Here is a 25,626-nt window from a genome sequence, read left to right as displayed (position 1 = left end):
GCCTCGGAGCCCGTCATCGCAGCACGTGCGGTACGGGGCCGAAGCCGGTGCGTGCGGGTGCTGTGACGTCCAGGGTGTCCTTGACCATGGCCAAGGCCGCGCCGAGCGGGCTGGAACGACCGCCGCTGACCGTGATGTCGCCCGCCTCGGGGCAGCGGTACACCACGGCCTTCTCCGGCCCGGCGAGCGCGTACAGCGGGTCTCCCGGCCCTGTTTCCTCCAACCGGACCCGGACCACGTGGGGGTCGTCGGCCTCAGCCGTCGCCACCGCCCGCAGGCGGCCTCCGGTGGCGGCCGCCGCCCGCGCCGCGCGCGCCGTGTGCTCGTCCACGCCTTCCAGGTGTGTCTGGACGGCCGATACGTCCCACCCCCACAGCAGACCTGCCAGCAGGCGCGTCTTCGTGGCCGCGTCCGAGCCGGACAGGTCGGCCGTCGGGTCGGCCTCGGCGATGCCGCGGCGCCGGGCCTCGGCGACCGCGGCGGCCAGCGAATCGCCCGCCGCGAGCCGGTCGAGGACGAAGGTGACGGTGCCATTGGGGCAGGCGCGGACCGACCGGCAGCCGAGGCCGCGTACCCCGACCCGTGCCAGGTCGCCGGCGGGCAGGGCCGCCCCGGTGGCACCCGAGATCCTGATCAGGGCGCCGCCCGTCCCGGCGGCCTCGGCCAACTGGCGCCAGTGGCTGAGCAGATGGCTCTTGGTCGCGGTGACCACGTGCACTCCGGCCCGCAGCGCGGCGATGGCCTCTGCGGCGGCCCGGTCGCGCACCTCGGGGGTGGAAGGCACCGCCTGGACCAGGACCGCGGCCCTCGTCAACCGCAGGGTCTCGGCCAGTGGGCGCAGCGGTCGCCAGGAGGCGCGCGGCGGGGGCGGCCGGCCGTCGTCGGGTGGCAGGCACTCCGCCGCGCCGGTGCGTACGGCCGCGACGCGTGGCCGTACGCCGTGGAAGCGTGCGAGCTCCGAGCCGTTGCTGAGCAGATGCTCGGCGTAGGCCCGGCCCACGGGTCCGTAGCCGGACAGCACTACAGCAGTGTCGCGCATCGTCAACGGACCTTTCTCTCCAACCCTGTTCCGGCAACTGTCCATTCGTCGGTCCCCCGCGATGGGGGCGGTGGGACTGACGGTCGTGTGGCCACCAGCAGCTCCGGCGGACAGGTCGCTCGCGGTCGGGAACCCATCCACCGAGAGCTTCACTTCGTCACTCACACGGTGGCCCGGCACCGTTCCCGCGAATCGGAGGTGCGTCTCGCACGTCAGGTCATGGAAGCGGAAGCGATATCCGTCGGCCCAGCCCGAACTCCTCGGCCTCGTCGTCGCTGATGAACGCGACCACCCCGGCGGGGACCCCCGGCAGCATGGCCAGCCGGGACGCCACCTCCAGAAGGTCGTCCAGAAGGTCCTCCAGAAGATCCTCCGGAGGGTCCCCTTCGCCGGCTCCGGTGATGAGGAAGACGTAGGCGCCTGCGTGCTCCTCTCCGTCGTCGAAGACCGCCGCATCGCCGTGGTCGTCGAGATCGGCCAGGAAGTCCTCGATCTCCTCGATCCAGGGGTACGGGCAGGCACCGTCCGGCAGGTTCGGCGCGGGCGACAAGGGCACGTGAATCTCAACGACCATGGTGGACACATGTGCATCTTGCCGCCGCCGCATCCGCCCGCCACCACCAGGGCCCGGATCCGCCCTCCGGCGAGGCTCGATTCGCGCGTCGCGTTCGCTCCTGTCACATCGTGGCGAGCCGTTCCGTCATAGGTGTGCAGTCACAGTCGCAGTCACCGACAACGGCAGAGGAGTCCGCCATGGATGCCCGTTTGAACGTCTTCGCCAACCCGACGGCAGGCAAGTTCCTGAAGCACATCGTCTCGGCCGACAAGGTGGTCTCGGGCTCGACGCTGCCTGCGGCGGCGCAGGAGCTGGTGAAGATCCGCGCCAGCCAGATCAACGGCTGCGGTTTCTGCACCGACATGCACACCAAGGACGCCGCCGCGGCCGGCGAGACCCCGCTGCGGCTCAACCTGGTCGCCGCCTGGCGCGAGGCCACGGTCTTCACCGAGGCCGAGCGCGCCGCCCTGGAGCTGGCGGAGCAGGGCACCCGCATCGCGGACGCCGCCGGTGGCGTCACCGACGCGGCCTGGGCGAACGCCGCCAAGCACTACGACGAGGACCAGCTCGCCGCCCTGGTGTCCCTGATCGCCCTCATCAACGCCTTCAACCGGATGAACGTCATCGTCCAGCAGCCCGCCGGCGACTATCAGCCGGGCCAGTTCGGATAGCCGGAGGTCCGGCGTTCAGCGCTTGTCCCGAGGGCCCTGACCGGTCCGGGCGCCGCCACGGTGCGGTGGTGCCCGGACCGGTCAGGAATGGAGAAGCCCTGGTCCTCGAGCCGCGGCTAGCGTGACCGCCATGGACATCACCATTCACTGGACCTTCCTTCCGCATGACGACCCGGAGGCCTCCCTGGCCTTCTACCGCGACATCCTCGGCTTCGAGGTCCGCAACGACGTCGGCTACGACGGGATGCGCTGGATCACGGTCGGACCCGTCGGCCAGCCCGGCACGTCCATCGTCCTGGAACCGCCGGCCGCCGACCCCGGCGTCACCGAAGACGAGCGCCGCATGATCGTCGCGATGATGGCCAAGGGAAGTTACGCCCGCCTCACCCTGGCCACCACCGACCTCGACGGCACCTTCAAGCAGGTGCAGGCCGCCGGTGCCGAAGTCGTACAGGAGCCGACCGAGCAGCCCTACGGGATCCGCGACTGCGCCTTCCGCGATCCCTCGGGCAACCTCATCCGCATCAACGAGCTGCGCTGACCGTCCGGAGCCGACCGTCCGGGCCGGGTACGCCGCGGGGGGGGGCCGGGTACGCCGAGGCGCCGCGGGGGCGGCCGTTGCGGCGACCCGGGCCGGCACGGAAGGACCAGAGGTTACGCTCGATGCTCGTCGGATCGAACCGGGCGACGCCGACGGAAGACCGCGGGGCGGCCCGCCTCGCAGATTGGGAGACACGATAAGCATGGCCACGAGGGCGGACACGCAGTCGCCGGCACTGCACGTTGCCGACAGCCACGGTTTGATCCGTGTGCACGGGGCGCGTGAGAACAATCTCAAGGACGTCAGTGTCGAGATCCCGAAGCGCCGGCTGACGGTGTTCACCGGTGTTTCCGGTTCGGGCAAGAGCTCGCTGGTCTTCGACACGATCGCCGCGGAGTCGCAGCGGCTGATCAACGAGACGTACAGCGCGTTCGTGCAGGGGTTCATGCCGACGCTGGCGCGACCGGAGGTCGACGTACTCGACGGGCTGACGACGGCGATCAGCGTCGATCAGCAGCGGATGGGTGGCGACCCTCGTTCCACGGTCGGTACGGCCACCGACGCCAACGCGATGCTGCGTATCCTCTTCAGTCGGCTCGGCAAGCCGCACATCGGGCCGCCCGGTGCGTACTCCTTCAACACCGCCTCGGTGAAGGCGAGTGGTGCGATCACGGTCGAGCGCGGTGACAGGAAGGCGGTGAAGGCGACCTTCTCCCGTACCGGCGGCATGTGTACGCACTGCGAAGGGCGGGGCAAGGTCTCCGACATCGACCTCACCCAGCTCTACGACGACTCCAAGTCGATCGCGGAGGGCGCGTTCACCATCCCCGGCTGGAAGTCGGACAACGTGTGGACCGTGGGGATCTACGCCGAGTCGGGCTTCCTGGACCCGAACAAGCCGATCAGCAGGTTCACCAAGCAGGAGATGCAGGACTTCCTCCACCGTGAGCCGACCAAGGTGAAGGTCAACGGTGTCAACCTCACCTACGAGGGCCTGATCCCCAAGATCCAGAAGTCGTTCCTGTCCAAGGACAAGGAGGCGATGCAGCCGCACATCCGGGCGTTCGTGGAGCGGGCGGTCACCTTCACCACCTGTCCCGAGTGCGACGGCACCCGGCTCAGCGAGGGGGCCCGGTCGTCGAAGATCGGCAAGATCAGCATCGCCGATGCGTGCGCGATGGAGATCCGCGACCTGGCCGAGTGGGTCCGAGAGCTCAAGGAGCCCTCGGTGGCGCCGCTGCTCACCGCGTTGCAGGGCACCCTCGACTCGTTCACGGAGATCGGCCTCGGCTACCTCTCGCTCGACCGGCCGGCGGGCACACTGTCGGGCGGTGAGGCGCAGCGCGTCAAGATGATCCGCCATCTCGGCTCCTCACTCACCGACGTCACGTATGTCTTCGACGAGCCGACGATCGGCCTGCACCCGCACGACATCCAGCGGATGAACAACCTGCTGCTGCGGCTGCGGGACAAGGGCAACACGGTGCTCGTCGTGGAGCACAAGCCGGAGGCGATCGCGATCGCCGACCATGTCGTGGATCTCGGCCCGGGCGCCGGTACGGAGGGCGGCACCGTCTGCTTCGAGGGCACCGTCGAGGGGCTGCGGGCGAGTGACACCGTCACCGGCCGCCATCTGGACGACCGGGCCGCCCTCAAGGAGACGGTCCGTACGCCGACCGGGCAGCTGGAGATCCGCGGTGCGAAGGCGAACAACCTGCAGCGTGTCGATGTCGACATCCCGCTCGGGGTGCTGACCGTGGTCACCGGCGTCGCCGGCTCGGGCAAGAGTTCGCTCGTGCACGGGTCGATCCCGGCCGCCGAGGGTGTCGTCTCGGTCGACCAGGCCCCGATCCGCGGCTCCAGGCGGAGCAACCCGGCGACGTACACCGGGCTGCTCGACCCGATCCGCAAGGCGTTCGCGAAGGCCAACGGAGTGAAGCCGGCCCTGTTCAGCGCCAATTCCGAGGGCGCCTGCCCCAACTGCAACGGCGCCGGTGTCATCTACACCGACCTGGCGATGATGGCCGGGGTCGCCACCACGTGCGAGGAGTGCGAGGGGAAGCGGTTCCAGGCCTCGGTGCTGGAGTACCACCTCGGCGGCCGCGACATCAGCGAGGTGCTCGCGATGTCGGTGACCGACGCCGAGGAGTTCTTCGGCGCGGGTGAGGCGCGTACGCCGGCCGCGCACAAGATCCTCGAGCGGCTCGCCGACGTCGGGCTCGGCTACCTCAGCCTCGGCCAGCCGCTGACCACGCTGTCCGGCGGTGAGCGGCAGCGGCTCAAGCTGGCCACGCACATGGGTGAGAAGGGCGGCGTCTACGTCCTGGACGAGCCGACCACCGGACTGCACCTCGCGGATGTCGAGCACCTGCTCGGGCTGCTCGACCGGCTCGTGGACTCCGGCAAGTCGGTCATCGTCATCGAGCACCACCAGGCGGTCATGGCGCACGCGGACTGGATCATCGATCTCGGTCCCGGTGCCGGCCACGACGGCGGTCGGATCGTCTTCGAGGGCACACCGGCCGACCTCGTCGCCGCAGGTTCCGCCACTCTCACCGGTGAGCATCTCGCGGCTTACGTCGGCGCCTGACGCGGGCGCCCGCAGGCCCCCGGCCCCCGGCGCGGCCCGCGGGCCGGGCCGGGTCGGGGGCCGGGGGGACGGGTCGGGGCCCGGGGGGACGGGTCGGGGCCGGGGGCCTGCGGGCGCCGCAGCAGAGGCGGTGTCCTCGGTTTCCTGGGGCGTGCCCGTGGGGCGGGGGCCGGGCACTGCCGTGGACGAGTACGAGGTCGACGAGCACGAACGACCGCGCGGGCGTGGTGGTCACCGGCCGGCCCTCCCGTCCTGGCAACCGACACGTCCGGGGACAACCACCCCGGACGAGACGGGGCCGGGGCGCGGCACGGCGCGGGTCTCGCCGCCGTACAGGTCGTCCCCGCTCGGCCCTGGTCAGCCCCGGTCAGCCCCGGTCAGCCCCGGCCCCGGGGCGTCGCCCGCGCTCCTCATCCCCGACCCGGCCGCTGTGGGAAACTGACCGGATGAAACGGCAGGACCTCGACGACCTCGTCCGGCTGCGGCGGGCCCGCGACCGGATGGACCGGGACTATGCCGAGCCGCTCGACGTCCCGGCGCTCGCGCGCGACGCCCTGATGTCGGCAGGCCACTTCTCCCGCAGCTTCCGCGCCGCATTCGGCGAGACGCCGTACAGCTACCTGATGACCCGCCGCATCGAGCGGGCCAAAGCACTGCTGCGGCGCGGCGACCTCACGGTGACCGAGGTCTGCTTCGCGGTCGGCTGTACGTCGCTGGGGTCGTTCAGCTCGCGCTTCACCCAGCTCGTCGGCGAGAGCCCCAGCGCCTACCGGGCGCGCAGCCATGACCACGGCGCCGCCATCCCGGCATGCATGGCCAAGATCCACACACGACCGGTCAGGAACAAAGAAGCGCGCCCTGCCGCTCAGCCGTAGCGTGACGGCATGGACATCAGGCTTTCCACCTGCTTCATCGCCGTCGACGACCACGACAAGGCGATCGCCTTCTACCGCGATGTACTCGGCCTGGAGGTGCGCGACGACGTCGGCTTCGAGGGGATGCGCTGGGTGACCGTCGGGTCGCCCGCTCAGCCGGACGTGAACATCGTTCTGGAACCGCCCCTGGCCGACCCGAACGCCTCACCGGCCGACAAGCAGGCCATGGCGGAGCTGATGGCCAAGGGCCTGCTGCGCGGCGTCCTCTTCGCGACGGACGACTGCGACGCCACCTTCGAGCGCATCAGCGCCGCGGGCGGTGAGGTGCTGCAGGAGCCGATGGACCAGTTCTACGGCGTCCGCGACTGCGCGTTCCGCGATCCTGCCGGCAACCTGCTGCGCTTCACCCAACCCCTCGACAAGTAGGCCCTGGCGTCCGGGCCCCCGGGCCGCTCGGAACCACAGAGCCCCCGGGCCCGGCCCGCGTCCTCGAGACCTCGCCTGCCGGCCGTTGCCAGGCCGCGCCGGAAACGGCCGGTACGGCGTTGATCACCACTGGTGCGTCGGTCGAACCCATGATCAGGACTGGCCGGGAGGCGCCGTCAACGCCGGGTGCGGCCGCCTCCCGCCGTACCGGGCGTCGAACAGCGCCCCGCCGTGAACCCGCACTCTCCCGCACCGGTGCCGCCCTTGCGGTGCCGGCCTTGCAGTGCCGGTCCGCATCCTGGTCAGGCGTCGAAGCGGTGGCGGGATGCCTCGATGTGACCGAGATACCGGTGGGTCCAGTCACACATCCCGTCGATCGTCACCCGCAGCGCCCGGCCCGGCTCGGTGAGCGTGTACTCGACCCGGGGCGGCACGACCGGGTGCACCCTCCGATCCACCAGCCCGTTGCGTTCCAGCATGCGCAGGTTCTGGGTCAGCATCTTGTGGCTGATGCCCTCGATCTCCCCCCGCAACTCGCTGAAACGCAGAGTCCGTTCCCCCAGCACCTCGATGATCAACAACGCCCACTTGTTGGCCACGTCCGAGAAGATCTCCCGCGCCAACGAGTCCGCGCGCCTCAGATCCGCCTCTTCCGGCGAGCCTCCGAACTGCTTGGTCACCATCAGGTTCCCCAGTCACTGAAAAGTGCGTTCTTCCACGTCAGCCGCCACTCTCCTACGGTTTCCGAGTAACCACAAGAGAGCACCAGCGGGGCGGCCCGGCGGAGACACGCCAGCCGCTCCCACGACAAGGAGGCAGACACCATGGCCATCACCCTGGTCAACCCCGGCGGGCTCCCCACCATCGACGCCTATCACCAGGTCTCCGTCGCCACCGGATCGAGACTGGCCTTCATCGCCGGACAGGTTGCCTGGAACGCCAACGGAGACACCATCGGCCCGGGAGACCTCACCGCGCAGGCCGAACAGTGCTACCTCAACATCGCCGGCGCCCTCGCCGGCATCGGCGCCGGCTTCGACGACGTCGCGAAACTGACCGTCTACGTCGTCGACTGGACTCCCGACAAAATGCCGCTCCTCATCGAAGGAATCACCCGGGCAGCCACCACACTCTCAACCGCCCACACGCCCCCGGCCACACTCATCGGCGTCGCCGCACTCGACACACCCGAGCATCTCATCGAAATCGAAGCCACCGCCGTCATCGACTGATCACCGGACAGACCGGGCGCCGGTGCACCTGCCGCACCGAGCGCCCGGCACACCGTCACCAACCCATGGCCACGAGCGGCAAGCACAACAGGCTCCTCGGTGCGGGCGCTGCGGGAGGGACGGCAATCCGGCAATCCGTCCGGGCCTGGACGGAGCAGTCTTCCTCGGTCGCCCGAGTGGGCTTGACCGGTGCACCGGTCTCACGCTCGTGGAGATCGGTCGCGGTCGTCGGCCTACGTTCGGCCTGCAGCGCAGCAGTCCCCGACAGCTGAACAGCCACACGCATCCATGAAATCGGTGGACTCACTTCGGTTGGTGGGCGAGCATCCGCAGGTGACAGATGAAGCCGATTACCAGGGACCGTCCACGCCGGGCCCGAAGCGTGTGAGTTTTGTCGAGCTGTCCGGCGGGGTGATGTCCACTCTGCTCGATGGAGACCTGTCCTCAGCCAGCAGGATGGCCGGGGTTTCGCTGACCGAGTACTTCGTGACCGACAGAGCGCGGTGGCTGTGGCGGTTCCGGCTCGGCCAGATGGCCGCCGATCCCGGCCGTACGCGGTGGATGGCGCGGCAAGCGGTCGTCGGCGACAGGGGTCTCGTCGTCGGGCATGCCGGGTTCCACGGCCCGCCCGATGGGGTCGGCATGGTCGAGATCGGCTATTCCGTCGCTCCTGAATTCCGTCGCCAGGGATACGCCCGCTCCACGCTCATCGAATTGCTCCGCCGGGCAGCAGCCGAACCCGCCGTCACAACCGTGCGGGCGACCATCAGCCCCGACAACGTGGCGTCCCTGGCCACGATCTCGGGCTTCGGCTTCGTTGAGGTCGGAGAGCAGTGGGATGAGGAGGACGGGCTGGAACTCGTCTTTGAGGTCCCTGCCCGCCGGGTTCCAACCGCTTGAGTGGAAGGGCCGCGGCGAACAGCGGTCGCCCCTGGGGGCGGAGAGGTTGTCACACCGTCACTGCGTTCGGCGTTGGTGGAGCGTCCGCCGATAACGCAGTTCGGTCAGTGTGACACCGTCGTAGTCGTCGTCCTGAACGCCACCATCCGCCCGGTAGCCCATCCGTTCATAGAAGCGACGCGCACCTTCGTTGCCACGCAACACCCACAACGTCGACACCCGGAAATGCAGATCCTCCAAACAGCGGTGCGCCTCATCCAGCAGAGCCAGGCCGATGCCCTGGCCCGTCAAATCCGGCCGCACGTACAGGGCGAAGACCTCGCCCACCGGCCCTGCACCGGCCACCGGCGCACGGCACGGACCGAAACTGATCCACCCCACCACACGACCCGCATCCGCATCCGCATCCGCATCCGCATCCGCATCCGCATCCGCAGCGACCAGGTCCGCCGATCGCCGGTGTGGATCGGCAAACCGCTTCCGACGCGCAGCGGCATCGCGCCCGACCGTCATCGCGTCCACATACGTCTGCGGCACCAACCCGGCATACGCCGACCGCCAGCCCTCCACCCGCACCGCCGACACAGCCTCGATGTCGGCCTCACCCATCTCCCGTACCAGCAGCATTCCGCCACCGTACGACCACATGCACGCCAGGAGAACCGAATAGCAACAGCCCCCACCCACCGCAGGCTGTCGCGCATTCACCGCAGCGCCCCAGGCGCCTCGCGTCACGTCCCCGCCGGCACAAGAAAGTCCAGGATCGTTCCGTCGCGCAGACCAAGCAGGTCACGGGCAGACCAGGCAGGTCACGGGCCGCGGGACGTCCATGAGGGCGGGGTCGGGGGCGTGGGCGGCATGACGGCGCTGCGGGCGGCGGCGCCGAGGAAGGCCCCGACGACCGCGAACGGCAGGGCCGATGCGGGCATGTAGAGGAGCACCCACCCGGCCCCGTACAGCTCCGAACCGAGGGGACCGGAGATCGGATCCCCGTCAATGGGGTGCACCCCGGCTTGGTAGTAGCGGGATGCCTCGATGACATAGACCGTGAAGCTCAGCAGACAGGTCGTCACCACGGCCCATACCGCAGTCTGCAATCCGGCCCGGAGCGAACGGTCGGCCAGTGCAGCCAGCAGCGACGCCGTGAACAGAGCCGCGACCGGAACGAACAGCACATACAGGCCGATGCTCTGGCCGGCGCCGATGTCGTTGAGGCGGGCGCTGAGGAACAGGCCGCCGGCGACCACTGCCCCCATGCCAAGGCCGACGCGGCGGACGCGGCGGCTGGTGGTCAACGCCCGCGGTGGGAAGAGCGAGAGCCACAGGCCGACGGCCAGCAGCACCGCCAGCGCGATCGCGCCGAATCGGCCCAGCACGACGGACGCGTCGGTTCGAAGGAAGTAGCCGGTCACGGCGATGCACGCGGTTACGCCGGCCAGTCCGCCGATTGCGGTGGGCAGGCCCGGTGCCGGCCGCCCCAGCCGCCGGACACGGAAGGCGGCAGCAGTGGCCAGGGCGCCGAACAGCACCACGAACGTCACCGCGAAGACCCGCAGTTCGGGAATGGTGCGGCCGACCGCCGGACCGGTGACGACGACCGCCGCCACGGCAAGCCCCGCAACCGCGAACGCCGGCGCCGGCCGCCCCCGCGGCGGGAACACCGCCGTGCGGGCGCAGCCGGTCGCGAACCGCCAGCGCTCCCCGCGATCCGGCACCTGCGCCAGTTCGGCGGTCATCGCCGTTCCCCAGTCGCGGCGATCGGCCGGCAACGTCGCCACCGCGGCGGCCAGCAGTGCGCCGGCGGGTCCATGGCCGCCAGCCGGACACCGATCCGCAGCCACCAGGCGATCCAGACCAGCACGCCGGCCATCGCCGCCGGTGACGCGAGAACGACCCAGAGGACCACGTACGACAGGAGGTCCTCCTCGGGTGTCCGTTCCGGACCGCGCAGCAGGACGTACACCGCTTCCACGGCGGCGAACACCAGTGCCGCACCCAGCCATGCCAGCCGGTTCATACGCCCTCCCAGCCCAGACGCAACCCGGCCGGGTTGGTGACGGTGCTGCGCGTCTGTTCGGCGAGTTCGGTGGCCAGCGCCAAGCCGGGCCGGTGAGGCGGTACATGTGCCGTGGCGGCCGGCCCGCCGGTGCGTCGGACTCCCACGCGGCTTCCAGCAGCCCGCGGTCGGTCAGCCGGATCAGGATCGGATACATGGACCCTGCCTGGATGTCGAGCATGCGGCACAGCTCGTAGCCGTACCGCCAGGCAGCCGGGGTTTCGGCCAGCGCCAGCACCACCGCGACGACGGACGTCGTGACCGAGTCATACGGAACCTCTATATAGGAAGAGTTAGCCCGGCAAGGGTCGCGACCGGCCCCCGGCTCGAGGGATGTCGCCAGGTGGCGAACCACCCGGCGCTGTCACCGGCGCGCCTGACAGGCCCCCATAACAGGGTGCACGGAAAGTGATGTACATGGACGATCTGCTCACCCGAGTCATCAGAGCCCATGGCGGATCCGCACGCTGGAAGGAACTGAGCGAGGTGCGGGCCGCCATCGTCAGCGGTGGCGACCTGTTCGCCGTCAAGGGCGTGCCGCAGGATTCCGCGCCGCGCGAGATGACCGTCCGGCTGCACGAGGAACGCGCTTCGGTGCAGCCCTTCGGTGCCCCCGACCAGAGGACCGACTTCACGCCCGGGCGGGTGAGCATCGAAAAACTCGACGGGCGAGTGGTGGCCCAACGCACCGATCCGCGCGCGTCGTTCGCCGGCCATAGGCTGGAGACCCCCTGGGATCCGCTGGACCGCGCCTATTTCAACGGCTATGCGTTGTGGACGTACCTCACCACCCCTTTCCTGCTGGCCATGCCCGGAGTCACCGTCATCGAGACCGAACCCTGGCAGGAGGGCGACGAAGTCTGGCGGGGTCTGCGCGCCGCCTTCCCGCCCGGGATCGCCACCCACTGCACCCACCAGGACTTCTACTTCGGTCCCGACCACCTCCTGCGCCGCCACGACTACCGCGTCGACATCGCCGGCGGATTCGCTGCCGCGCAGTACGTCCACGACTACATGGACGCCGACGGCATCCTGCTGCCCACCAAGCGCCGGGCGCACCGCCGCGACACCGACGGCCGACCCATCGCGGACGAGGTCATGGTCGCGATCGACCTCAGCAACGTCCGTTTCAGCTGACCGAGGTTCTCGCCCGTACCGAACCCCGGAGCGGGAGGGAGCGATCGGGCGCTCGTACCTGCTGCGCGGACCAGCGGCTGCTGACGGCAGGGCGCCGGCTCACCGAGCCTTGGAGGAGCGGTCTTCCGTGACCGCCCGAGCGGTCTCGACCGATGCGCGGGTGCCGCGCTCGTGGACGTTGGCCATCCGCGTGCGTTCGATCTGCAGGCTCAGCAGTTCGGGGCGGCTGTAGTGGCCACGCGCGTCCATGAGGCGTTTTCGCACGTCGATCTGTGCGAGGTCCAGGTCGGCGACGACTGCGCCCGTGCCGGACTTGAGCGGCTCGCCCACGATGCGGCCTTCCGGGTCGACGATGGCGGTGAAGCAGCCGCCGGAGGAAATCACTCCGGCGGGCCCGCCGGTGTCCTCGGTGATCCGTGCCTGCTGGCCGGCATCGAGCCAGGCGGTGGCGTTGACCACGAAGCAGGCTGATTCCAGGGCATGCTGGCGGATGTTGATCTCGATCTGCTCGGCGAACAGCGGGCCGCCGAAGGCTCCGGGGTACATCGCCGCGTGGAGCTGCTCGCCATCGGCGATCAGGGCATAGCGCGCCAGCGGCAGGTAGTGCTCCCAGCATGCGAGCTGGCCGATGCGGCCGACGGCGCTGTCCACCGCGCGCAGGCCCGAGCCGTCGCCCTGGCCCCAGATCATGCGCTCGTGATAGGTCGGTGTGATCTTGCGGCGGCGCTGGATCAGCGTTCCGTCCGCGTCGAACAGCAGCTGTGTGTTGTAAAGGGTGCCGCCGTCACGCTCGTTGACGCCGATCGCGACGACCATGTGAGCTTCCCTGGCCGCTTCGGCGATCGCGTTGGTCTCGGCGGACGGAACGGTCACCGCCTCCTCGAGCAGGCGCAGGTGTTCCCTGGCCATCGCGCAGGGCGGCTGCACGAAGGAGAAGTAGGGGTAGTAGGGAACGACGGTCTCGGGGAAGACTGCGAACTGGGCGCCCTTCGTGTGCAGCTCGCGGATCTGCTTCACGACTCTGTCAACGGTGCCTGCGCGGCTGTAGAGCACAGGACTGATCTGAACCGCAGCGGCCCTGACGACAGTCATGGTGTGCTCCTTCGTGTCTGTCTGCCGTGCCTGTCAGCCATGTCTGTCGGCCGTGTCTGTCGGCCGAGCAGCAGGCGCTGATCCGCCAGGGGTACTCACCAGCCGGCCGTCGCCGTCACCACCACCGTCAGCACCACTGCCACCACCACCCGCTGCCGACCCGGCCGCCCCACGGTCACCGGATACCGGCCGGCCCGAAGACCGGGCGCGCCCACGCGGGCGGATCAGGCGGTGGACCGGAGACGTCCGGGAGGTCGGCGAGGACGGGGTCCACTCTGGTCGGCGGGTGCGGGCCCCTGCTGGGGGCGGTCACGGCGGAGCGAAGTGCCGCGACGAACTCCAGGCAGGAGTCGTAGCGATCGTCGGGGACCTTCGCCAGTCCCTTCGTCAGGATCTCGTCGACGCCTGGCGCGACGCCCGGGCGTCTGCCGCTCAGTGCGGGCGGCTGGTCGTACTGGTGTGCCCACAGCAGCGCCATGTCCTCCTCGCGCTGGAACGGCGGCCCGCCGGCGAACATCTCGTAGACGACGCAGGCCAGGCTGTACAGGTCGCATCTGCCGTCGACCGGGCGTCCGGAGATCTGTTCCGGCGCGACGTAGTCCAATGTGCCGACGAACTCCCCGACCGTGGTGAAGCCGGTCAGGGACAGGGACTTCTTCGTCAGTCCGAAGTCGGTGAGGTAGACGTGCTCGGGATGGTCGATGTCGGTGCCCTTGGCGACAAGGATGTTGCCGGGCTTGACGTCGCGGTGCACCAGGTCGTGTTCATGTGCCGCGTCGAGCGCGGACGCCACCTGGGCGGCGATACGGACCGCGGCCTCCGCCGGGAGCGGCCCGTCGCGGTCCAGCAGGGCCCGCAGGTCCAGGCCGGAGACGTAGCGCATCGCGATGTAGAGGACGCCGTCCATCTCCCCCGCCTCGAAGACCGGCACGATGTGGGGGTGGTCGATCGCCGCGGCCACGCGGGACTCGTGGGTGAAGCGGCGACGGAAGGTGTCGTTACGGGCGAGTTCCGGTGCGAGCAGTTTGAGGGCGACCGTGCGGTCCAGTCGCAGGTCCCTCGCGCAGTAGACGACCGCCATCCCGCCCCGGCCGATTTCGCGCTCCACCCGGTACGCGCCGATCTGGGTGCCGATCAGCTCGGAGGGACGGCCCGAGTACAGGCTCGTCTCGCGTTCTGCCGGGGCCATCAGACAGCACCCCCGCCCCGGCCGTGTCCCGCTGCGAGGCGGGAAACGGTCGACAGGACGGACCGCTCACCCATGGATGAATTCTATCCATTGACCCATAAAGGGGCGCATTCAGATCAGGAACGCCTCACACCGCATCATGGGCGTCTGCCAGAGCGATGACACGGGCGACGGCGGTCGCCGTCGCGATGAGCGTCCCCTCGGGTGCGGTGAGGCGGGCCTCCAGGTGGGCGAGGTCGCCGTCACGCTGCACCACGCGGCCGCTGCCCCGCAACCGGCCGGGGCGGGCCGGGCGCAGGAAGGTGACGTTGAACTCGTGCGTGGACTGGAACTGGTCGGGTTCGATCGTGGCGAGCAGTGCGGGTCCCACGGTGTCGTAGAGCATGGCCGCGAGGAAGCCGCCCAGGACGTTGCCCGAGGGGTTGGTGAACTCCTCCCCCGCGGTGAAGGCCAGCTCGATCGTGCCGCCGGCGGGGTCCGCCGACACGAGTTCCAGTCCGAGCGTCGCCGCCGCCGGCGGTAGCGGGTGACGACCCTCGACCGCGTCCCAGAAGGGACCCGAGCGCCGGACCATCGCGCCTCCCTCGGTGTGCATCGGCATGCCCTCGGTGTGCCCCTGCTTCCTTGCGTCGCAACGTAGCAGGGGAACAAGTCGGCAATTTTCAGGCAAAACCTACAGAAAGAAGGCGTACGCTGGTCGGAACGGCGTAATGCACCGCACATGAGCGATGGAGGCGGCGCATGACCGACCCCCATGGCTTCCTCAAGTTCCCCCGCCGCCCCACTCCGGCGCGCCCCGTCACCGATCGGCTCGGCGACTTCGAGGAGGTCCACGCCGGGCAGACGCTGCTGCCCCTCGTATCGGAGCAGGCTGCCCGCTGCATGGACTGCGGCATACCGTTCTGCCACAGCGGCTGCCCGCTGGGGAACCTCATCCCGGAGTGGAACGCCTACGCGTCGCACGGCGACTGGCAGGCCGCCGCCGAGCGGCTGCACGCGACCAACAACTTCCCCGAGTTCACCGGCCGGCTCTGCCCCGCCCCCTGCGAGGACGCCTGCGTACTGGCGATCAACGCCGATCCCGTGACGATCAAGAACGTCGAGCAGGCCATCGCCGACGAGGCCTGGGAGCGGGGATACGCTCCCCCGCAGCCGCCTCAGCGGCTCAGCGGCAAGACCGTCGGTGTGATCGGGTCCGGGCCCGCCGGGCTCGCGGCGGCGCAGCAGCTCACCCGCATCGGCCACACCGTCGCCGTGTACGAGCGCGACGACCGCGTCGGCGGGCTCCTGCGCTACGGGATTCCCGACTTCAAACTCGACAAGCGCCAGCTGGACCGGCGCATCGAGCAGATGCGCGCCGAGGGCACCATCTTCCGTACCGGCGTCGATGTCGGTACGGACGTCGACGCCGCCGAACTGCTCCACCGGCACGACGCGATCATCATCGCGGTCGGGGCCACCGAGCAGCGCGAACTGCCCGTGCCCGGCCGTGAACTGCCCGGCATCCACCAGGCCATGGACTATCTGACGCACGCCAATCGCGTCGTCCAGGGCAGCAGCCCGCAACCCGCACTCGACGCCCGGGACAGACACGTCGTGATCATCGGTGGTGGTGACACCGCGACCGACTGCCTCGGCACCGCGCTGCGCCAGCAGGCCGCCTCCGTCACCCAGCTCGACATCAATCCGCAGCCCGGGGAGACGCGGCCCGAGACGCAGCCCTGGCCCACCACCCATCCCAGGATCTACCGCATCTCCCACGCCCATCAGGAGGCCCGCCACCGCGCGGGCGCCGACCCGCGCCTCTTCGGTACGGCGACCCTCCGCTTCGAACCGGGCCCCGCCGGCCGCGTCGGCGCCCTCCACGTCACCCTTGTCGAGGTCGGCACCCGGGCGCCACGTCCCGGCACCGAGCACACCCTCCCCGCCGAGCTCGTGCTGCTCGCCCTCGGTTTCACCGGCCCTCCGCACCACACGCCCCTCGCCCAGCAGCTGCGTCTCGCCCCCGACCACCGTGGGAACTACGCACGGACCGATGCCTTCACCGCGCACGCCGGGCACGCCGGGCCCGCCGGGCCCGCCGGACAGGACGACCGCAGGGCCGCGGACCGCGTCTTCATCACCGGCGACGCGGGACGCGGTCAGTCGCTGGTCGTCTGGGCGATCGCCGAAGGACGTGCCACCGCAGCCGCCACCCACCAGTACCTCACCGGCCATACCGACCTCCCGGCGCCCATCACCCCCACCACCTGAGCGCGCCCCGGCCGACGCCGACAGGGCCGACGGCGGGCCCTGCAGGCCCCGGGGCCCGGTGGCAGGCCTTCTGTGGGCCCAGTGGCCGGGCTTCTGTGCAGCCTCTAGCGTCAGATCATGGACTCGGCGCGCGGCAAGCCGGCCGTCGAGACGGCACCCGGCCTCTCCGCCGGACCCATCGTCCTGGCCTGGCTGACCCAGTTCCTGGTGGGAACCGACCTCTTCGTGGTGGCGCCGTTGCTCCCCGCCATCGCCGCGTCTCTCGGCGTCTCCACGACCAGTACCGGCCTGTTGATCACGGCCTTCTCGATCGCGTACGTGGTGGCGTCGCCCTTCGCCGGCTGGCTCTCCGACCGCTGGGACCGCGCCACCGTCCTGGTGGGGGCGCTGGTGCTGTTCTCGCTGGCCAACATCGGCACCGCTCTGGCGCCGGGCTACGGCCTGCTTCTCGTGACCCGCGTGGTGGCCGGTGTCGCGGCCGCCGCCACGGGGCCCACCGTCTACGCCCTGGTCAGCACCCGTGTCCGGCCCCAGGCCCGGGCCCAGGTGCTGGCGGTCGTGGGATCGGGCCTGCTGACAGCCCTGTGGGTGGGCGCCCCGGCGGGGGCGCTGCTGGGGCGGCACGTGGGATGGCAGGCGGCCTTCGTCATCCTGGCCGCGGGCACGTTCCTGCTGGCGTTCCCCCACGCGTTCGTCTGGCGCGCCCGGCCGGTCCCGGCGGCCGCGGCCCCGTCCCAGGCGCCGGAGCGGGCCGGTCGGACCGGTGCGGGCGTCGTGGTGTGCGCCGTCGCGGTCACCGCTCTGTGGGCCCTTTCCGTGTATGGCCTGTACACCTTCCTGGCCGTGGCGCTGCACTCCGACGGCAGGGCGGGCGACGTGGCGTGGCTGCTGGTGGTCTACGGCGTGGGCGCGGTCATCGGTGGGCAGGTGGGCGGAAGGTTCGCCGACCGGACGGGGGCCGTGCGGGTCACCAGGACCGCGCTGGCCCTGACGGCCGTGCTGGAGGTGGCCGTGGCGCTTCTGTACCCGGTCACCTGGGCCCTCGCCTGCGCGCTGGGGCTCTTCGCGCTGGCCGGTTACGCCTTCTTTCCCGCCCAGCAGCGCCACCTGGTCGACCTGTTCCCCGAGCGGGCGACGGCGATGCTGTCGTGGAACAACAGCGCGCTGTTCGTGGGCCTGTCCCTGGCCGGCGCTGTGGGAGGGCAGATCGTGGACGCCCTCGGCTATCCGGAGCTGCTGTACGTCTGCGCCGCCGTGGCCGTGTCGGCGTGCCTGGTCGCCCGTGGCCGGCCGGCCCTGAACCGCGGGAAGCAGCCCGGGGACAAGGCGTCCAGGGGGAAGCAGCCCGGGGAGAAGGAGTCCAGGGGGAAGGAGCCCGGGGGGAAGCAGCCCGGAGGGAAGGAGGTGCGGCCGTGAAGGGCTCGTCCCCCCGCAGTGCACCCGCTGCCGGCGACGGCCGGTACGGGAAGGACCTGTTCCAGCCCGAGCATGCGCGCGAGGCCGAGCGGATCGACGCCGGCGCGGCGGCCTACGACCCTGTCACCACCCGTCGGTTGCGGGCCCTGGGCGCCGGGCCGGGCCTGCGCTGTCTGGAGGTGGGGGCCGGCACCGGCACGGTGGCCCGCTGGCTGCTGGAGGAGGCAGGTGTCTCGGAAGTGGTCGCCCTGGACCGGGACACCGGCGCGCTGGCCCACCTGGCCCACCCGCGGCTGCGGGTGGTCACCGCCGACCTCACGGACGAGAGCCTGGCCCCGGGCACGTTCGACCTGATCCACGCACGGTTCGTCCTCATGCACCTGCCCGAGCGGCGCCGTACCGTCTCACAGCTGGCGGGCTGGCTGAAGCCCGGCGGACGGCTGCTGCTCGGCGACGCGGTGGAACTGCCCGACGCCCTGGACACCTCCTCCGCCTACCGGCGGACCATGGACGCCATGTGGGAGGTGCTGCGGACGACGATCGGCACCGACATCTCCTCCGTGCCGGCGTACCCGCACTTCTTGCGGGAGGAGGGTCTGGCGGACGTCGCCGCGGAGCTGTACTGCCCCCCGCTGGTGGCGGGCAGCCCTCTGGCCCGCTTCTGGTCGCAGACCTGGGAGCGGATGCGGCCCGCGCTGGAGGCGACGGGCCGGGTGGACGCCGCGGTGCTCGATGAGTCCCTGGCCTACCTGGCCTCGCCCCGACTCGCCGAACTCGGGCCGGGCATGCTCATGGCATGGGGGCAGCGGCGCCGTCGCTGAGGCAGGCGGGCTCAGCCGGCGGACTTCAGGAGGGACGCCACCAGAGGGCCCGCCGATTTGCCGCCGCGGCCGCCCTGCTGGACCACTGCGGCAGCGGCGAGGTCGCCGCGCCATGCGGCGAACCAGCCGTTGGGCTCGGACTGGCCGTCGACCTCCGCGGAGCCGGTCTTGCCGCCGATGTCCGGGCCGAGCCCGGCCATGGCCTCCGCGGCGGAGCCCGAGGTCGCGGTGGAGTGCAGCAGTTCGTGCAACTGCTCCTGCGTGGAGGGGGACATGGTGCGCGGGGCCGTGGCGAGCGCCCGGTGGTCGACGTCGGGTCGGACGAGGTAGGGCTGTTTGAAGACGCCGGTCTTGGCCGTGGAGATGACGGACGCGACGTTGAGCGGGTTCATCCGCACCATGCCCTGCCCGATGAGCGACGCCGCCATCGACGCCTTGCTCTGCACCGGCACCGAGCCGTCGAAGCTGGGCACCCCGATCGACCAGTTCCCGAGCCCGAGGCCGAAGACCTGCTGGGCCTGCTTCGTCAGGTCGTCGTCGTTCAGCTTCGTCGCCTGGCTGATGAAGGCGGTGTTGCAGGAGGCCGTGAAGCTCGTGCGGAAGCTGCCGTTCTTGATCTCGAACTCGTCCACGTTCTGGAACTTCCAGCCGCCGTACGAGGCGTACTTGGGACACGGGTGCGGCTGGTCGATCGATTCGACGATCTTCTTGTCCAGCAGCATCGAGGCCGTCACGATCTTCATCGTGGAGCCGGGCGCCAGAGAGCCCTGGAGCGCCGTGTCGACGCCGGGGTCGGAGTTGGCGGCGGCCAGGATCTCACCGGTCGACGGCTTGACGACCGCCACCGACGCCCGCTCGCGCCCGGCGACCTCCGCCTCCGCTGCGGCCTGCAGCTTCGCGCTGAGCGTGGTCCGCACCGTGCCTGGCCGGCCCTCGGAGAGGGTCAGCAGCGTCTTGTCGGCGGCCTTCTCGTCGGAGGACTTGGCCTCGGGGGTCTTGGCCTCGGAGGTCTTTCCGCCGTCCTTGCGCACCACACGCAGCTCGATGCCTGCCGTGCCGCCGGCCTTCTCGCCGTACTTCTCGCGCAGCCCATCCAGGACCGGCCCGAGCGAGGGGTACTCCTTCGCGGTGAGCTCCGCGCCGTCGCGGTCCACCGCCTTGACCGCCGGGTCCTCCGCCTCGCCCGTGACGAGCCGGTCGCCCTCCTTCAACTCCGGGTGCGCGACGGACGGCCGCCACTGGACGACCGGCTCGCCGTCCGCCGCGCGACGCACGACCGTGAGCTGGGAGTCGTAGGCGAAGGGCTTGCTGTCGTCCCCGTACGAGACGGTGGCCGACACGCGGAAGCTCAGCTTCGCACCGGATGCCGCGCCCGAGGTCAGCGTCGCCTCGCTGATGTGCGCGTCCTTGCGGTAGGCGCCGAGCGCGGTATGTGCCGCGCTCGGGTCGTCGGTGTACGAGGCGGCCTCCTCGGCGTCGCCCCGCTGCCATGCCGCGAGGAACCGCCCGGCGGTGGTGCGTACTTCGGCCGCTGTCACGGGGCCCGCCGGAAGCGCGGCCTTCGGCTTCGTCCCCGCCGCCGACAGCCGGCCTTCTTCCGAGCCGCCGCCGTACAGGCCGTACGCGGCGAATGCCGCACCGCCCACGGCCACCGCGACCGCTCCGCCGATCAGCGCGGGGTGCGCTTTCCTGTCTGCGGCGCGCCCTGTCTTCCCCACGAACTTCCTCCGCTGCTGCCCGATGCCGAACTCACCCTAGACGAACGGTTCAGCTGCCGGGCACGCAGGATCCACGGCCCGCCGGACCCGACCGGGATGGTGCCGGATGTGCGTATTCGGACCCGGGAAGAACAGCCTGACGTGCCCGCTGCCGCCACGCATGTCGTGCGGAGGGCCCCCACCCGCGCGGGGCAGCCGGTGGGACGCCGCGGGGGCGGCGGTAGGGCGCCGGTGGGACGCCGGTGGTTCAGTGCGATGGCGCCTGGTTCAGTGCGCTGGCGCCGGATCGCCCGGGGGACGCGCTGCGACCGTGAAGAGTCCGCCGTCGGGGTCGCGCAGCGTCACCGTGGTGGTGTCCGCGGACCCGGCCGCCGTGACCGCGCTGCCGCCGAGTTTGGTGGCGGCGCGGACGGCGTAGTCGATGTCGGGTACGTAGAAGTGGACGTGCCAGCGCGGGCGGATCTGCGGGTCGGGGGCGGCTTCCACCGCGCCGCCGGTGATCTGGGCGAGGGCGTCCCCGCCGTGGCGGAGAACGATGCGGTCGTGTTCGTACGTCACCTGGCAGCAGTCGGGGCGTTCGCATGCCCAGTCGAGGACCTCGGCGTAGAAGATGGCCGCGTCGAAGGCGTCCCTGGTGCGCAGCTCCAGCCAGGCGGGTGCCTTGTCGCGGCCGACGCACCAGTCGGGGATGGTCAGGCCCTGCCAGATGCCGAACACCGCTCCGTCGCGGTCGGCGGCGAGGGCGCCGCGCCCGGTACCGAAGGTGATGGGGCCCACGGCGACGGTTGCGCTGCGTTCGCGGATGCGGGCCGCGGTGACATCGGCGTCGTCGACGGCGAAGTACGGGGTCCAGGCGACCGGTACCGCCAGGCTGCGGGCGAGGGCACCGATGCCGGCGACCGGGATGCCGTCGAGGAGGGCGACGGAGAACTCCTCCCCCAGACGGGTGGGCCGGAACTCCCATCCGAACACCCTGCCGTAGAAGTCCTGTGCGGCTTGCAGGTCGCGGGCCATCAGACTGACCCAGCAGGGAGCGCCGGACACCGCATGACTTGAGGTCGACACGACCGCCACCTCTCCGCCGCGCACACCCATTCGGCTCGAGCCCTCTCAGACTACCTCCCGGGCGCGGGCCGCCGACTGCGGACAGTGACTGCCGGTGTGCGGTCGGGGACGGCGGCCCGGGACGGCGCGGGGCGCCCGTGCGGTGTATCCAGGGGTCATGGGTTCTGGACGGCTCAGGGGGGCCGGCCGCTGGTCGTGGGAGGAATCCGGCCACGCGTTGCTGGTGGTGCCGCTCGGGCTGATCGCGGTCGTGACGGTGGTGGACGTCGTGGCGCCGCCGGAGGTCCACCTGGGCCCGTTCCTGGTCGCCGCTCCGGCGGTGACCGCGTCCTTCGCCGGTCCCCGGACGACGGCCCTGGTCGGTGCGGCGGCGGTGCTGGCCCAGACGGCCGTCGCGGCGTTGCGCACGAGCGTGCTCGACCTGAACCACACTTTCCAGATCATCTCGCTGATCCTGATCTCGATGATCGTGACCTTCTTCGCACATCTGCGGGAGCGGCACGAGAAGGAGCTGAGCCGGCTGCGTTCGGTGGCGCGGGCGGCGCAGGAGGTGGTGCTGCGGCCGCTGCCGGACCGGATCGGCTCGCTGCGAGTCGCCGCCCTGTATCTGGCGGCCGAGGCGGAGGCGCGGATCGGCGGCGATCTGTACGCGGCGGCCCGGACGGCCCAGGGCACGCGGCTGATCATCGGGGATGTGCGGGGCAAGGGTTTCGAGGCGATCGGCGACGCGGCGCTCGTCCTCGGTGCTTTCCGCGCCGCCGCGCACCGGCAGGTGGATCTGCCGGTGCTGGTGGAGTTCATGGAGGGAACGGTCTCCTCGGACCTGTCCGATCCAGCCGTCACCGGGGACGGCCCGGTGGATCACAGCGAGGCGTTCGTCACCGCGGCGGTGCTCGACGTCCCGGACGAGGAGCCGGCTCTGCGCGTGGTCAATTGCGGGCATCCGCCGCCGCTGCTGCTGCGGCGCGGCGGTCAGGTCTCCTTCCTCGAGGTGCGCCAGCCGGCGCCGCCGCTGGGGCTCACCGAGTTCGTCGCCTGCGAATTCGCCGTGGAGTGCTTCGTCTTCGAGGCCGGTGACATCGTGCTGCTCCATACGGACGGGGTCGTGGAGGCCCGCGACGCCGCCGGCGTCTTCTATCCGCTGGCGGAGCGTGTCGGGGCCTGGTCCGGCGGCAGTCCCGGGGCGCTGCTGCGCCACCTCTGCGACGACCTGCTCGCTCACGCGGGCGGGCACCTGGGGGACGACGCCGCGATGGTGGCGATCGAGCGGGTCTCCGGGGGCGGCGCCGGCGAGCGGCCGTGCGCGATCGGCGGATGAGGCGTGGCGTGGACCCGCCGCGGCTCGTCGGTGCGGTTCAGTCCGTGGCGGCGGCTGTGATCGTGGGGATCTGCGGTTCGCTCGTGTCACGGAGGTACCGGAGGTAGTCCTCCGCGCGGCAGACGGCTTCGAGTGCGGTGCGCCGGTCCATGAGGACGCACAGGGTGTAGGCGGTGTCCCGGAATGATGCGGTGATCTCGGGATCGGCCGGATCGTGCAGCATCCGGCGTTCCTGCCGCCGGTAGTTGCTCAGGACCTCGGCCACCTCGGAGTGGTTGGGCATCAGCATGTCTCTCTCCCCTGAAGCGCGTCGGCACGACAGCGGACAACGGCAATGCTCGGCGCGGCACCCGAATGGGCCAGCCGCGCCACACCATTGTTGGGTCCCTCCGCCCGGCCCGCCTGTTGGGCGATCAACCATTCGGCGTTGCCCGTCGCGCTCAGTAGCGTGGAGGCATGGACGGTACGGGCGGCGCGGGCGCGGCTCCGGCGGCCGACGAGCCGGCGTTCGTGGCGCATCACGCGTCCCGGTGCGCCGGTCTGGACGAGCTTGACGGGCTGGTGGTCCGGTGCCGGGCATGCCCGCGGCTGGTGGCCTGGCGGGAGGAGACCGCGCGGGTCAAGCGGGCCGCGTTCCGTGACTGGGAGTACTGGGGCAGGCCGGTCGCCGGCTTCGGGCCGGCGGACGCGGCGGTCGCGGTGGTCGCGGTGGTCGGACTCGCACCCGCCGCTCACGGGGGCAACAGGACGGGGCGCATGTTCACGGGGGACGCGGCCGGTGACTTCCTCTCCGCCGCCCTGTACGAGGTCGGCCTCGCCTCGCGGCCGGAGTCCGTGCACGCCGGGGACGGGCTCGCGCTGCACGGCGTACGGCTCACGGCGCCGGTGCACTGCGCGCCGCCGCAGAACCGGCCCACTCCCGGGGAGCGGGACACCTGCCGGCCCTGGCTGGCGGCGGAGCTGCGGCTGCTCGGCCCCCATCTGCGAGCCGTGGTCGCCCTGGGCGGCTTTGCGTGGCAGGCGGTGCTGCCCGCGCTGCGCGAGGCGGGCTGGCAGACGCCGCGGCCCCGCCCCGCCTTCGGGCACGGTGCTCATGTCGTCCTGCCTGCCACCGCACCGCGCCGGCAGTCGCTCCATCTCCTCGGCAGCTACCACCCGAGCCGGCACAACACGTTCACCGGCCGGCTCACCTCCGCCATGCTCGTCGACGTGCTCCGCCTCGCCCGCGGCCTCGCGGAGGCGACACCCCCTGGCTCGTGACGTACTCGCGCAGGTGGCGGGCCGTGCGGGTGTCGCCGCCGGCGGCCAGGTCGGCAGGGGCGCCGGTGAAGACCACGCGGCCGCCGTCGTGTGCGCCGCCCGGGCCCAGGTCGATCAGCCGGTCGGCGTGGGCCATCACGGCCTGGTGGTGGTGCTGGGACTCTGCGGCGTTGGTGCCGAAGACGAGTGAGGACTTCCCGGATCCCGAGACCCCGGTGAGGACCGTGAGGCGGCGCTCGGGGAGATCGAGCGAGACGTCCGCGAGGTTGTTCTCGCGGGCGTCGCGGATCTGGATCATGGGGTGGCTGTCGGCTGCCGGGCTGGGCCGGGGGCTGCTGCCCGGGGCGGCGGGCATGCGGCTCTTCTTGGGTACAGCCGTACGGCCTGGGGGCGCGTGCGGCGTCCTGGACCTCGGGACTCCCGCATTTCTACCGTCCGGGTCCGACAGTCCCGGCCCGGCGGCCGGGGAGGGATCGCAATGCTCGCGGCGCCGTCCGATTCCCGCTGATTCCGTCCCGGAATTCCCGTCGAAAATGCCCTGAGCGTGTGAGCCCGCCCATGCGGCGCAGGTCACATACTAGGCGGCCTCGTAGCGCCGGGGCGGACACCGCCGTACGAAGTGGCCCCACAACTACCCATAACAGACATTCCTCCGTAATCCGGTAGTACGTCACATCATTGCGCTCGACGCCCGTCAGCCCTAACCATGGCTGACGTCCCGGGGAGCCCGTTCCGGACCGAATGGATCCGGACAACGCATCCCGCCGACCGCCCCTGTTGTCCATCATTGGAGAATTCCTTGCGCACCATCGCCCGCACCCAGACCACCGCCCGCCGCATCGCCCGCCTCCGCACCCTCTCCGTCGCCGGCCTGGCGACCACCGGTGCCGCGGCAGCTGCCCTGACGATGGTCTCCTCGCCCGCGCAGGCCGCCGAGGCGAAGCCCTCGACCGCTTCCGCCTCGGGCATTGCGGCGAGCCAGGCCAAGCCGGCCGGCAAGGGCGGCAAGACCCACGCCAACAACCTCGACGGCTGGATCAAGGAGTCGCTGGCCATCATGAAGGCCAAGGGCATCCCCGGCAGCTACGACGGCCTGAAGCGCAACATCATGCGCGAGTCCGGCGGCAACCCGCAGGCCCAGAACAACTGGGACGTGAACGCGAAGAAGGGCACGCCGTCCAAGGGCCTGCTCCAGGTCATCCAGCCGACCTTCAACGCCTACCACGTCACCGGCACCGCGAACGAGCTGACCGACCCGGTCGCCAACATCACTGCCGCCGCCAACTACGCCGCGCACCGCTACGGCTCGATCGACAACGTCAACTCCGCCTACTGACGCGGCAGTCGTTGTCGCCGCCGTGCCGCGCACCGGCACGGCGGCGGTGAGACCGCGGGACCGGAGATCCGGTCCGCAGGTTTTACCTACTCACCGGTAGAGAACTCTTGCGGCGTGCTCGGCGCGGCCCTACCG

The 25,626-nt window shown here is 71.0% G+C and carries 27 protein-coding genes and 1 pseudogene; 14 read left to right on the top strand and 14 right to left on the bottom strand.

Annotated features, from left to right (window positions below):
- Nucleotides 1-13: 13 nt before the first annotated feature.
- Nucleotides 14-1,039 carry a homoserine dehydrogenase gene (locus KK483_RS34845; protein ID WP_262009213.1) on the bottom strand — a complete coding sequence of 342 codons (1,026 nt, stop codon included), beginning with the start codon at nt 1,037-1,039 and terminating at the stop codon, nt 14-16.
- 217 nt (nt 1,040-1,256) lie between these two features.
- Entirely contained in the window at nt 1,257-1,613 is a 357-nt protein-coding gene (locus tag KK483_RS34840; protein ID WP_262009212.1) for a hypothetical protein, read from the bottom strand.
- A 179-nt stretch (nt 1,614-1,792) separates the two neighbouring features.
- Between KK483_RS34840 and KK483_RS34835 the strand changes: the two genes are divergently transcribed.
- The 5 genes from KK483_RS34835 (at nt 1,793) to KK483_RS34815 (ending at nt 6,698) form a co-directional block, all read left to right on the top strand.
- A complete protein-coding gene (locus KK483_RS34835; RefSeq protein ID WP_262009211.1) occupies nt 1,793-2,266 on the top strand; it encodes a carboxymuconolactone decarboxylase family protein in 474 nt (157 codons plus the stop codon).
- Nucleotides 2,267-2,396: 130 nt separating this feature from the next.
- Nucleotides 2,397-2,807, top strand: a complete 411-nt coding sequence (locus KK483_RS34830) for a VOC family protein (protein ID WP_262009210.1) — start codon at nt 2,397-2,399, stop codon at nt 2,805-2,807.
- A gap of 202 nt (nt 2,808-3,009) precedes the next feature.
- Entirely contained in the window at nt 3,010-5,397 is a 2,388-nt protein-coding gene (locus KK483_RS34825; protein WP_262009209.1) for an excinuclease ABC subunit UvrA, read from the top strand.
- A gap of 446 nt (nt 5,398-5,843) precedes the next feature.
- Nucleotides 5,844-6,272, top strand: a complete 429-nt coding sequence (locus tag KK483_RS34820) for a helix-turn-helix transcriptional regulator (protein ID WP_262009208.1) — start codon at nt 5,844-5,846, stop codon at nt 6,270-6,272.
- A 9-nt stretch (nt 6,273-6,281) separates the two neighbouring features.
- Nucleotides 6,282-6,698, top strand: a complete 417-nt coding sequence (locus KK483_RS34815) for a VOC family protein (RefSeq protein ID WP_262009207.1) — start codon at nt 6,282-6,284, stop codon at nt 6,696-6,698.
- Nucleotides 6,699-7,000: 302 nt separating this feature from the next.
- On the opposite strand, the gene KK483_RS34810 is transcribed toward KK483_RS34815, so the two are convergent.
- Nucleotides 7,001-7,381, bottom strand: a complete 381-nt coding sequence (locus KK483_RS34810) for a helix-turn-helix domain-containing protein (RefSeq protein WP_262009206.1) — start codon at nt 7,379-7,381, stop codon at nt 7,001-7,003.
- 141 nt (nt 7,382-7,522) lie between these two features.
- Between KK483_RS34810 and KK483_RS34805 the strand changes: the two genes are divergently transcribed.
- Together KK483_RS34805 and KK483_RS34800 are read left to right on the top strand one after the other, a co-directional pair.
- A complete protein-coding gene (locus tag KK483_RS34805; protein WP_262009205.1) occupies nt 7,523-7,930 on the top strand; it encodes a RidA family protein in 408 nt (135 codons plus the stop codon).
- A 384-nt stretch (nt 7,931-8,314) separates the two neighbouring features.
- Nucleotides 8,315-8,830: a GNAT family N-acetyltransferase gene (locus KK483_RS34800; RefSeq protein WP_399016291.1), complete on the top strand. Its 516-nt coding sequence runs from the start codon at nt 8,315-8,317 to the stop codon at nt 8,828-8,830.
- Between the two features lie 57 nt (nt 8,831-8,887).
- On the opposite strand, the gene KK483_RS34795 is transcribed toward KK483_RS34800, so the two are convergent.
- From KK483_RS34795 to KK483_RS35605, 4 genes and pseudogenes are all read right to left on the bottom strand, one after another.
- Nucleotides 8,888-9,457, bottom strand: coding sequence for a GNAT family N-acetyltransferase (locus tag KK483_RS34795; RefSeq protein ID WP_262009204.1), 570 nt, complete (start codon nt 9,455-9,457; stop codon nt 8,888-8,890).
- A gap of 182 nt (nt 9,458-9,639) precedes the next feature.
- Nucleotides 9,640-10,566, bottom strand: a complete 927-nt coding sequence (locus tag KK483_RS34790) for a hypothetical protein (protein ID WP_262009203.1) — start codon at nt 10,564-10,566, stop codon at nt 9,640-9,642.
- The gene (locus KK483_RS34785) at nt 10,563-10,847 is read right to left on the bottom strand and encodes a hypothetical protein (RefSeq protein WP_262009202.1); all 285 of its coding nucleotides are present in this window, start codon (nt 10,845-10,847) and stop codon (nt 10,563-10,565) included. The genes KK483_RS34790 and KK483_RS34785 overlap by 4 nt, the downstream gene beginning before the upstream one ends.
- Nucleotides 10,848-10,950: 103 nt before the next feature.
- Nucleotides 10,951-11,067, bottom strand: a pseudogene (locus KK483_RS35605) (hypothetical protein); the annotation flags it as partial.
- 236 nt (nt 11,068-11,303) lie between these two features.
- Between KK483_RS35605 and KK483_RS34780 the strand changes: the two are divergent.
- On the top strand, nt 11,304-12,023 hold the full coding sequence (locus KK483_RS34780) for a hypothetical protein (protein ID WP_262009201.1): 720 nt from the start codon (nt 11,304-11,306) through the stop codon (nt 12,021-12,023).
- Between the two features lie 99 nt (nt 12,024-12,122).
- Here the strand turns inward: KK483_RS34780 and KK483_RS34775 are convergent, their stop codons facing one another.
- The 3 genes from KK483_RS34775 to KK483_RS34765 form a co-directional block, all read right to left on the bottom strand.
- A complete protein-coding gene (locus tag KK483_RS34775; protein WP_262009200.1) occupies nt 12,123-13,115 on the bottom strand; it encodes a nitrilase-related carbon-nitrogen hydrolase in 993 nt (330 codons plus the stop codon).
- 175 nt (nt 13,116-13,290) lie between these two features.
- Complete coding sequence (locus KK483_RS34770) at nt 13,291-14,304, bottom strand: serine/threonine-protein kinase (protein ID WP_262009199.1); 1,014 nt, start codon at nt 14,302-14,304, stop codon at nt 13,291-13,293.
- A gap of 127 nt (nt 14,305-14,431) precedes the next feature.
- Nucleotides 14,432-14,905: a PaaI family thioesterase gene (locus KK483_RS34765; RefSeq protein ID WP_262009198.1), complete on the bottom strand. Its 474-nt coding sequence runs from the start codon at nt 14,903-14,905 to the stop codon at nt 14,432-14,434.
- Between the two features lie 140 nt (nt 14,906-15,045).
- Here KK483_RS34765 and KK483_RS34760 point away from each other — a divergent pair, with 140 nt between their 5' ends.
- The 3 genes from KK483_RS34760 (at nt 15,046) to KK483_RS34750 (ending at nt 18,794) form a co-directional block, all read left to right on the top strand.
- Nucleotides 15,046-16,557 (top strand): glutamate synthase subunit beta, encoded by a 1,512-nt coding sequence (locus tag KK483_RS34760; RefSeq protein ID WP_262009197.1) that lies wholly within the window; start codon nt 15,046-15,048, stop codon nt 16,555-16,557.
- A 117-nt stretch (nt 16,558-16,674) separates the two neighbouring features.
- A complete protein-coding gene (locus tag KK483_RS34755) occupies nt 16,675-17,973 on the top strand; it encodes an MFS transporter (RefSeq protein ID WP_262009196.1) in 1,299 nt (432 codons plus the stop codon).
- Nucleotides 17,970-18,794 carry a class I SAM-dependent methyltransferase gene (locus tag KK483_RS34750; protein ID WP_262009195.1) on the top strand — a complete coding sequence of 275 codons (825 nt, stop codon included), beginning with the start codon at nt 17,970-17,972 and terminating at the stop codon, nt 18,792-18,794. The genes KK483_RS34755 and KK483_RS34750 overlap by 4 nt, the downstream gene beginning before the upstream one ends.
- Nucleotides 18,795-18,805: 11 nt before the next feature.
- Here the strand turns inward: KK483_RS34750 and KK483_RS34745 are convergent, their stop codons facing one another.
- Nucleotides 18,806-20,512, bottom strand: a complete 1,707-nt coding sequence (locus tag KK483_RS34745) for a penicillin-binding transpeptidase domain-containing protein (RefSeq protein ID WP_262009194.1) — start codon at nt 20,510-20,512, stop codon at nt 18,806-18,808.
- A 267-nt stretch (nt 20,513-20,779) separates the two neighbouring features.
- The gene (locus tag KK483_RS34740) at nt 20,780-21,526 is read right to left on the bottom strand and encodes a VOC family protein (RefSeq protein WP_262009817.1); all 747 of its coding nucleotides are present in this window, start codon (nt 21,524-21,526) and stop codon (nt 20,780-20,782) included.
- A gap of 208 nt (nt 21,527-21,734) precedes the next feature.
- On the opposite strand from KK483_RS34740, the gene KK483_RS34735 reads away from it, so the two are divergent.
- Nucleotides 21,735-22,895: a PP2C family protein-serine/threonine phosphatase gene (locus tag KK483_RS34735; protein WP_262009193.1), complete on the top strand. Its 1,161-nt coding sequence runs from the start codon at nt 21,735-21,737 to the stop codon at nt 22,893-22,895.
- A 37-nt stretch (nt 22,896-22,932) separates the two neighbouring features.
- Here KK483_RS34735 and KK483_RS34730 read toward each other — a convergent pair whose 3' ends face one another.
- Nucleotides 22,933-23,184, bottom strand: coding sequence for a DUF5133 domain-containing protein (locus KK483_RS34730; protein WP_262009192.1), 252 nt, complete (start codon nt 23,182-23,184; stop codon nt 22,933-22,935).
- 167 nt (nt 23,185-23,351) lie between these two features.
- On the opposite strand from KK483_RS34730, the gene KK483_RS34725 reads away from it, so the two are divergent.
- Nucleotides 23,352-24,155, top strand: coding sequence for a uracil-DNA glycosylase (locus tag KK483_RS34725; protein ID WP_262009191.1), 804 nt, complete (start codon nt 23,352-23,354; stop codon nt 24,153-24,155).
- Here the strand turns inward: KK483_RS34725 and KK483_RS35600 are convergent.
- Nucleotides 24,082-24,510, bottom strand: coding sequence for a hypothetical protein (locus KK483_RS35600; protein WP_399015850.1), 429 nt, complete (start codon nt 24,508-24,510; stop codon nt 24,082-24,084). The two genes, KK483_RS34725 and KK483_RS35600, sit on opposite strands and share 74 nt — an antisense overlap.
- Nucleotides 24,511-24,954: 444 nt before the next feature.
- On the opposite strand from KK483_RS35600, the gene KK483_RS34715 reads away from it, so the two are divergent.
- Complete coding sequence (locus KK483_RS34715) at nt 24,955-25,491, top strand: transglycosylase SLT domain-containing protein (protein WP_262009190.1); 537 nt, start codon at nt 24,955-24,957, stop codon at nt 25,489-25,491.
- Nucleotides 25,492-25,626: the final 135 nt, after the last annotated feature.

The organism is Streptomyces sp. FIT100 (assembly GCF_024584805.1).
Taxonomy (GTDB): Bacteria; Actinomycetota; Actinomycetes; order Streptomycetales; family Streptomycetaceae; genus Streptomyces.
Note: the sequence above shows the minus strand (reverse complement) of the source record. Positions and strands in the feature narration are given on the sequence as shown.

Bases quoted from the DNA above. Each gene is read 5' to 3' on its own strand.
- KK483_RS34845 (WP_262009213.1), bottom strand. From the start codon at position 1,039: ATGCGCGACACTGCTGTAGTGCTGTCCGGCTACGGACCCGTGGGCCGG.
- KK483_RS34840 (WP_262009212.1), bottom strand. From the start codon at position 1,613: ATGGTCGTTGAGATTCACGTGCCCTTGTCGCCCGCGCCGAACCTGCCG.
- KK483_RS34835 (WP_262009211.1), top strand. From the start codon at position 1,793: ATGGATGCCCGTTTGAACGTCTTCGCCAACCCGACGGCAGGCAAGTTC.
- KK483_RS34830 (WP_262009210.1), top strand. From the start codon at position 2,397: ATGGACATCACCATTCACTGGACCTTCCTTCCGCATGACGACCCGGAG.
- KK483_RS34825 (WP_262009209.1), top strand. From the start codon at position 3,010: ATGGCCACGAGGGCGGACACGCAGTCGCCGGCACTGCACGTTGCCGAC.
- KK483_RS34820 (WP_262009208.1), top strand. From the start codon at position 5,844: ATGAAACGGCAGGACCTCGACGACCTCGTCCGGCTGCGGCGGGCCCGC.
- KK483_RS34815 (WP_262009207.1), top strand. From the start codon at position 6,282: ATGGACATCAGGCTTTCCACCTGCTTCATCGCCGTCGACGACCACGAC.
- KK483_RS34810 (WP_262009206.1), bottom strand. From the start codon at position 7,381: ATGGTGACCAAGCAGTTCGGAGGCTCGCCGGAAGAGGCGGATCTGAGG.
- KK483_RS34805 (WP_262009205.1), top strand. From the start codon at position 7,523: ATGGCCATCACCCTGGTCAACCCCGGCGGGCTCCCCACCATCGACGCC.
- KK483_RS34795 (WP_262009204.1), bottom strand. From the start codon at position 9,457: ATGCTGCTGGTACGGGAGATGGGTGAGGCCGACATCGAGGCTGTGTCG.
- KK483_RS34790 (WP_262009203.1), bottom strand. From the start codon at position 10,566: ATGACCGCCGAACTGGCGCAGGTGCCGGATCGCGGGGAGCGCTGGCGG.
- KK483_RS34785 (WP_262009202.1), bottom strand. From the start codon at position 10,847: ATGAACCGGCTGGCATGGCTGGGTGCGGCACTGGTGTTCGCCGCCGTG.
- KK483_RS34780 (WP_262009201.1), top strand. From the start codon at position 11,304: ATGGACGATCTGCTCACCCGAGTCATCAGAGCCCATGGCGGATCCGCA.
- KK483_RS34775 (WP_262009200.1), bottom strand. From the start codon at position 13,115: ATGACTGTCGTCAGGGCCGCTGCGGTTCAGATCAGTCCTGTGCTCTAC.
- KK483_RS34770 (WP_262009199.1), bottom strand. From the start codon at position 14,304: ATGGCCCCGGCAGAACGCGAGACGAGCCTGTACTCGGGCCGTCCCTCC.
- KK483_RS34765 (WP_262009198.1), bottom strand. From the start codon at position 14,905: ATGCCGATGCACACCGAGGGAGGCGCGATGGTCCGGCGCTCGGGTCCC.
- KK483_RS34760 (WP_262009197.1), top strand. From the start codon at position 15,046: ATGACCGACCCCCATGGCTTCCTCAAGTTCCCCCGCCGCCCCACTCCG.
- KK483_RS34755 (WP_262009196.1), top strand. From the start codon at position 16,675: ATGGACTCGGCGCGCGGCAAGCCGGCCGTCGAGACGGCACCCGGCCTC.
- KK483_RS34740 (WP_262009817.1), bottom strand. From the start codon at position 21,526: ATGGCCCGCGACCTGCAAGCCGCACAGGACTTCTACGGCAGGGTGTTC.
- KK483_RS34735 (WP_262009193.1), top strand. From the start codon at position 21,735: ATGGGTTCTGGACGGCTCAGGGGGGCCGGCCGCTGGTCGTGGGAGGAA.
- KK483_RS34730 (WP_262009192.1), bottom strand. From the start codon at position 23,184: ATGCTGATGCCCAACCACTCCGAGGTGGCCGAGGTCCTGAGCAACTAC.
- KK483_RS34725 (WP_262009191.1), top strand. From the start codon at position 23,352: ATGGACGGTACGGGCGGCGCGGGCGCGGCTCCGGCGGCCGACGAGCCG.
- KK483_RS35600 (WP_399015850.1), bottom strand. From the start codon at position 24,510: ATGCCCGCCGCCCCGGGCAGCAGCCCCCGGCCCAGCCCGGCAGCCGAC.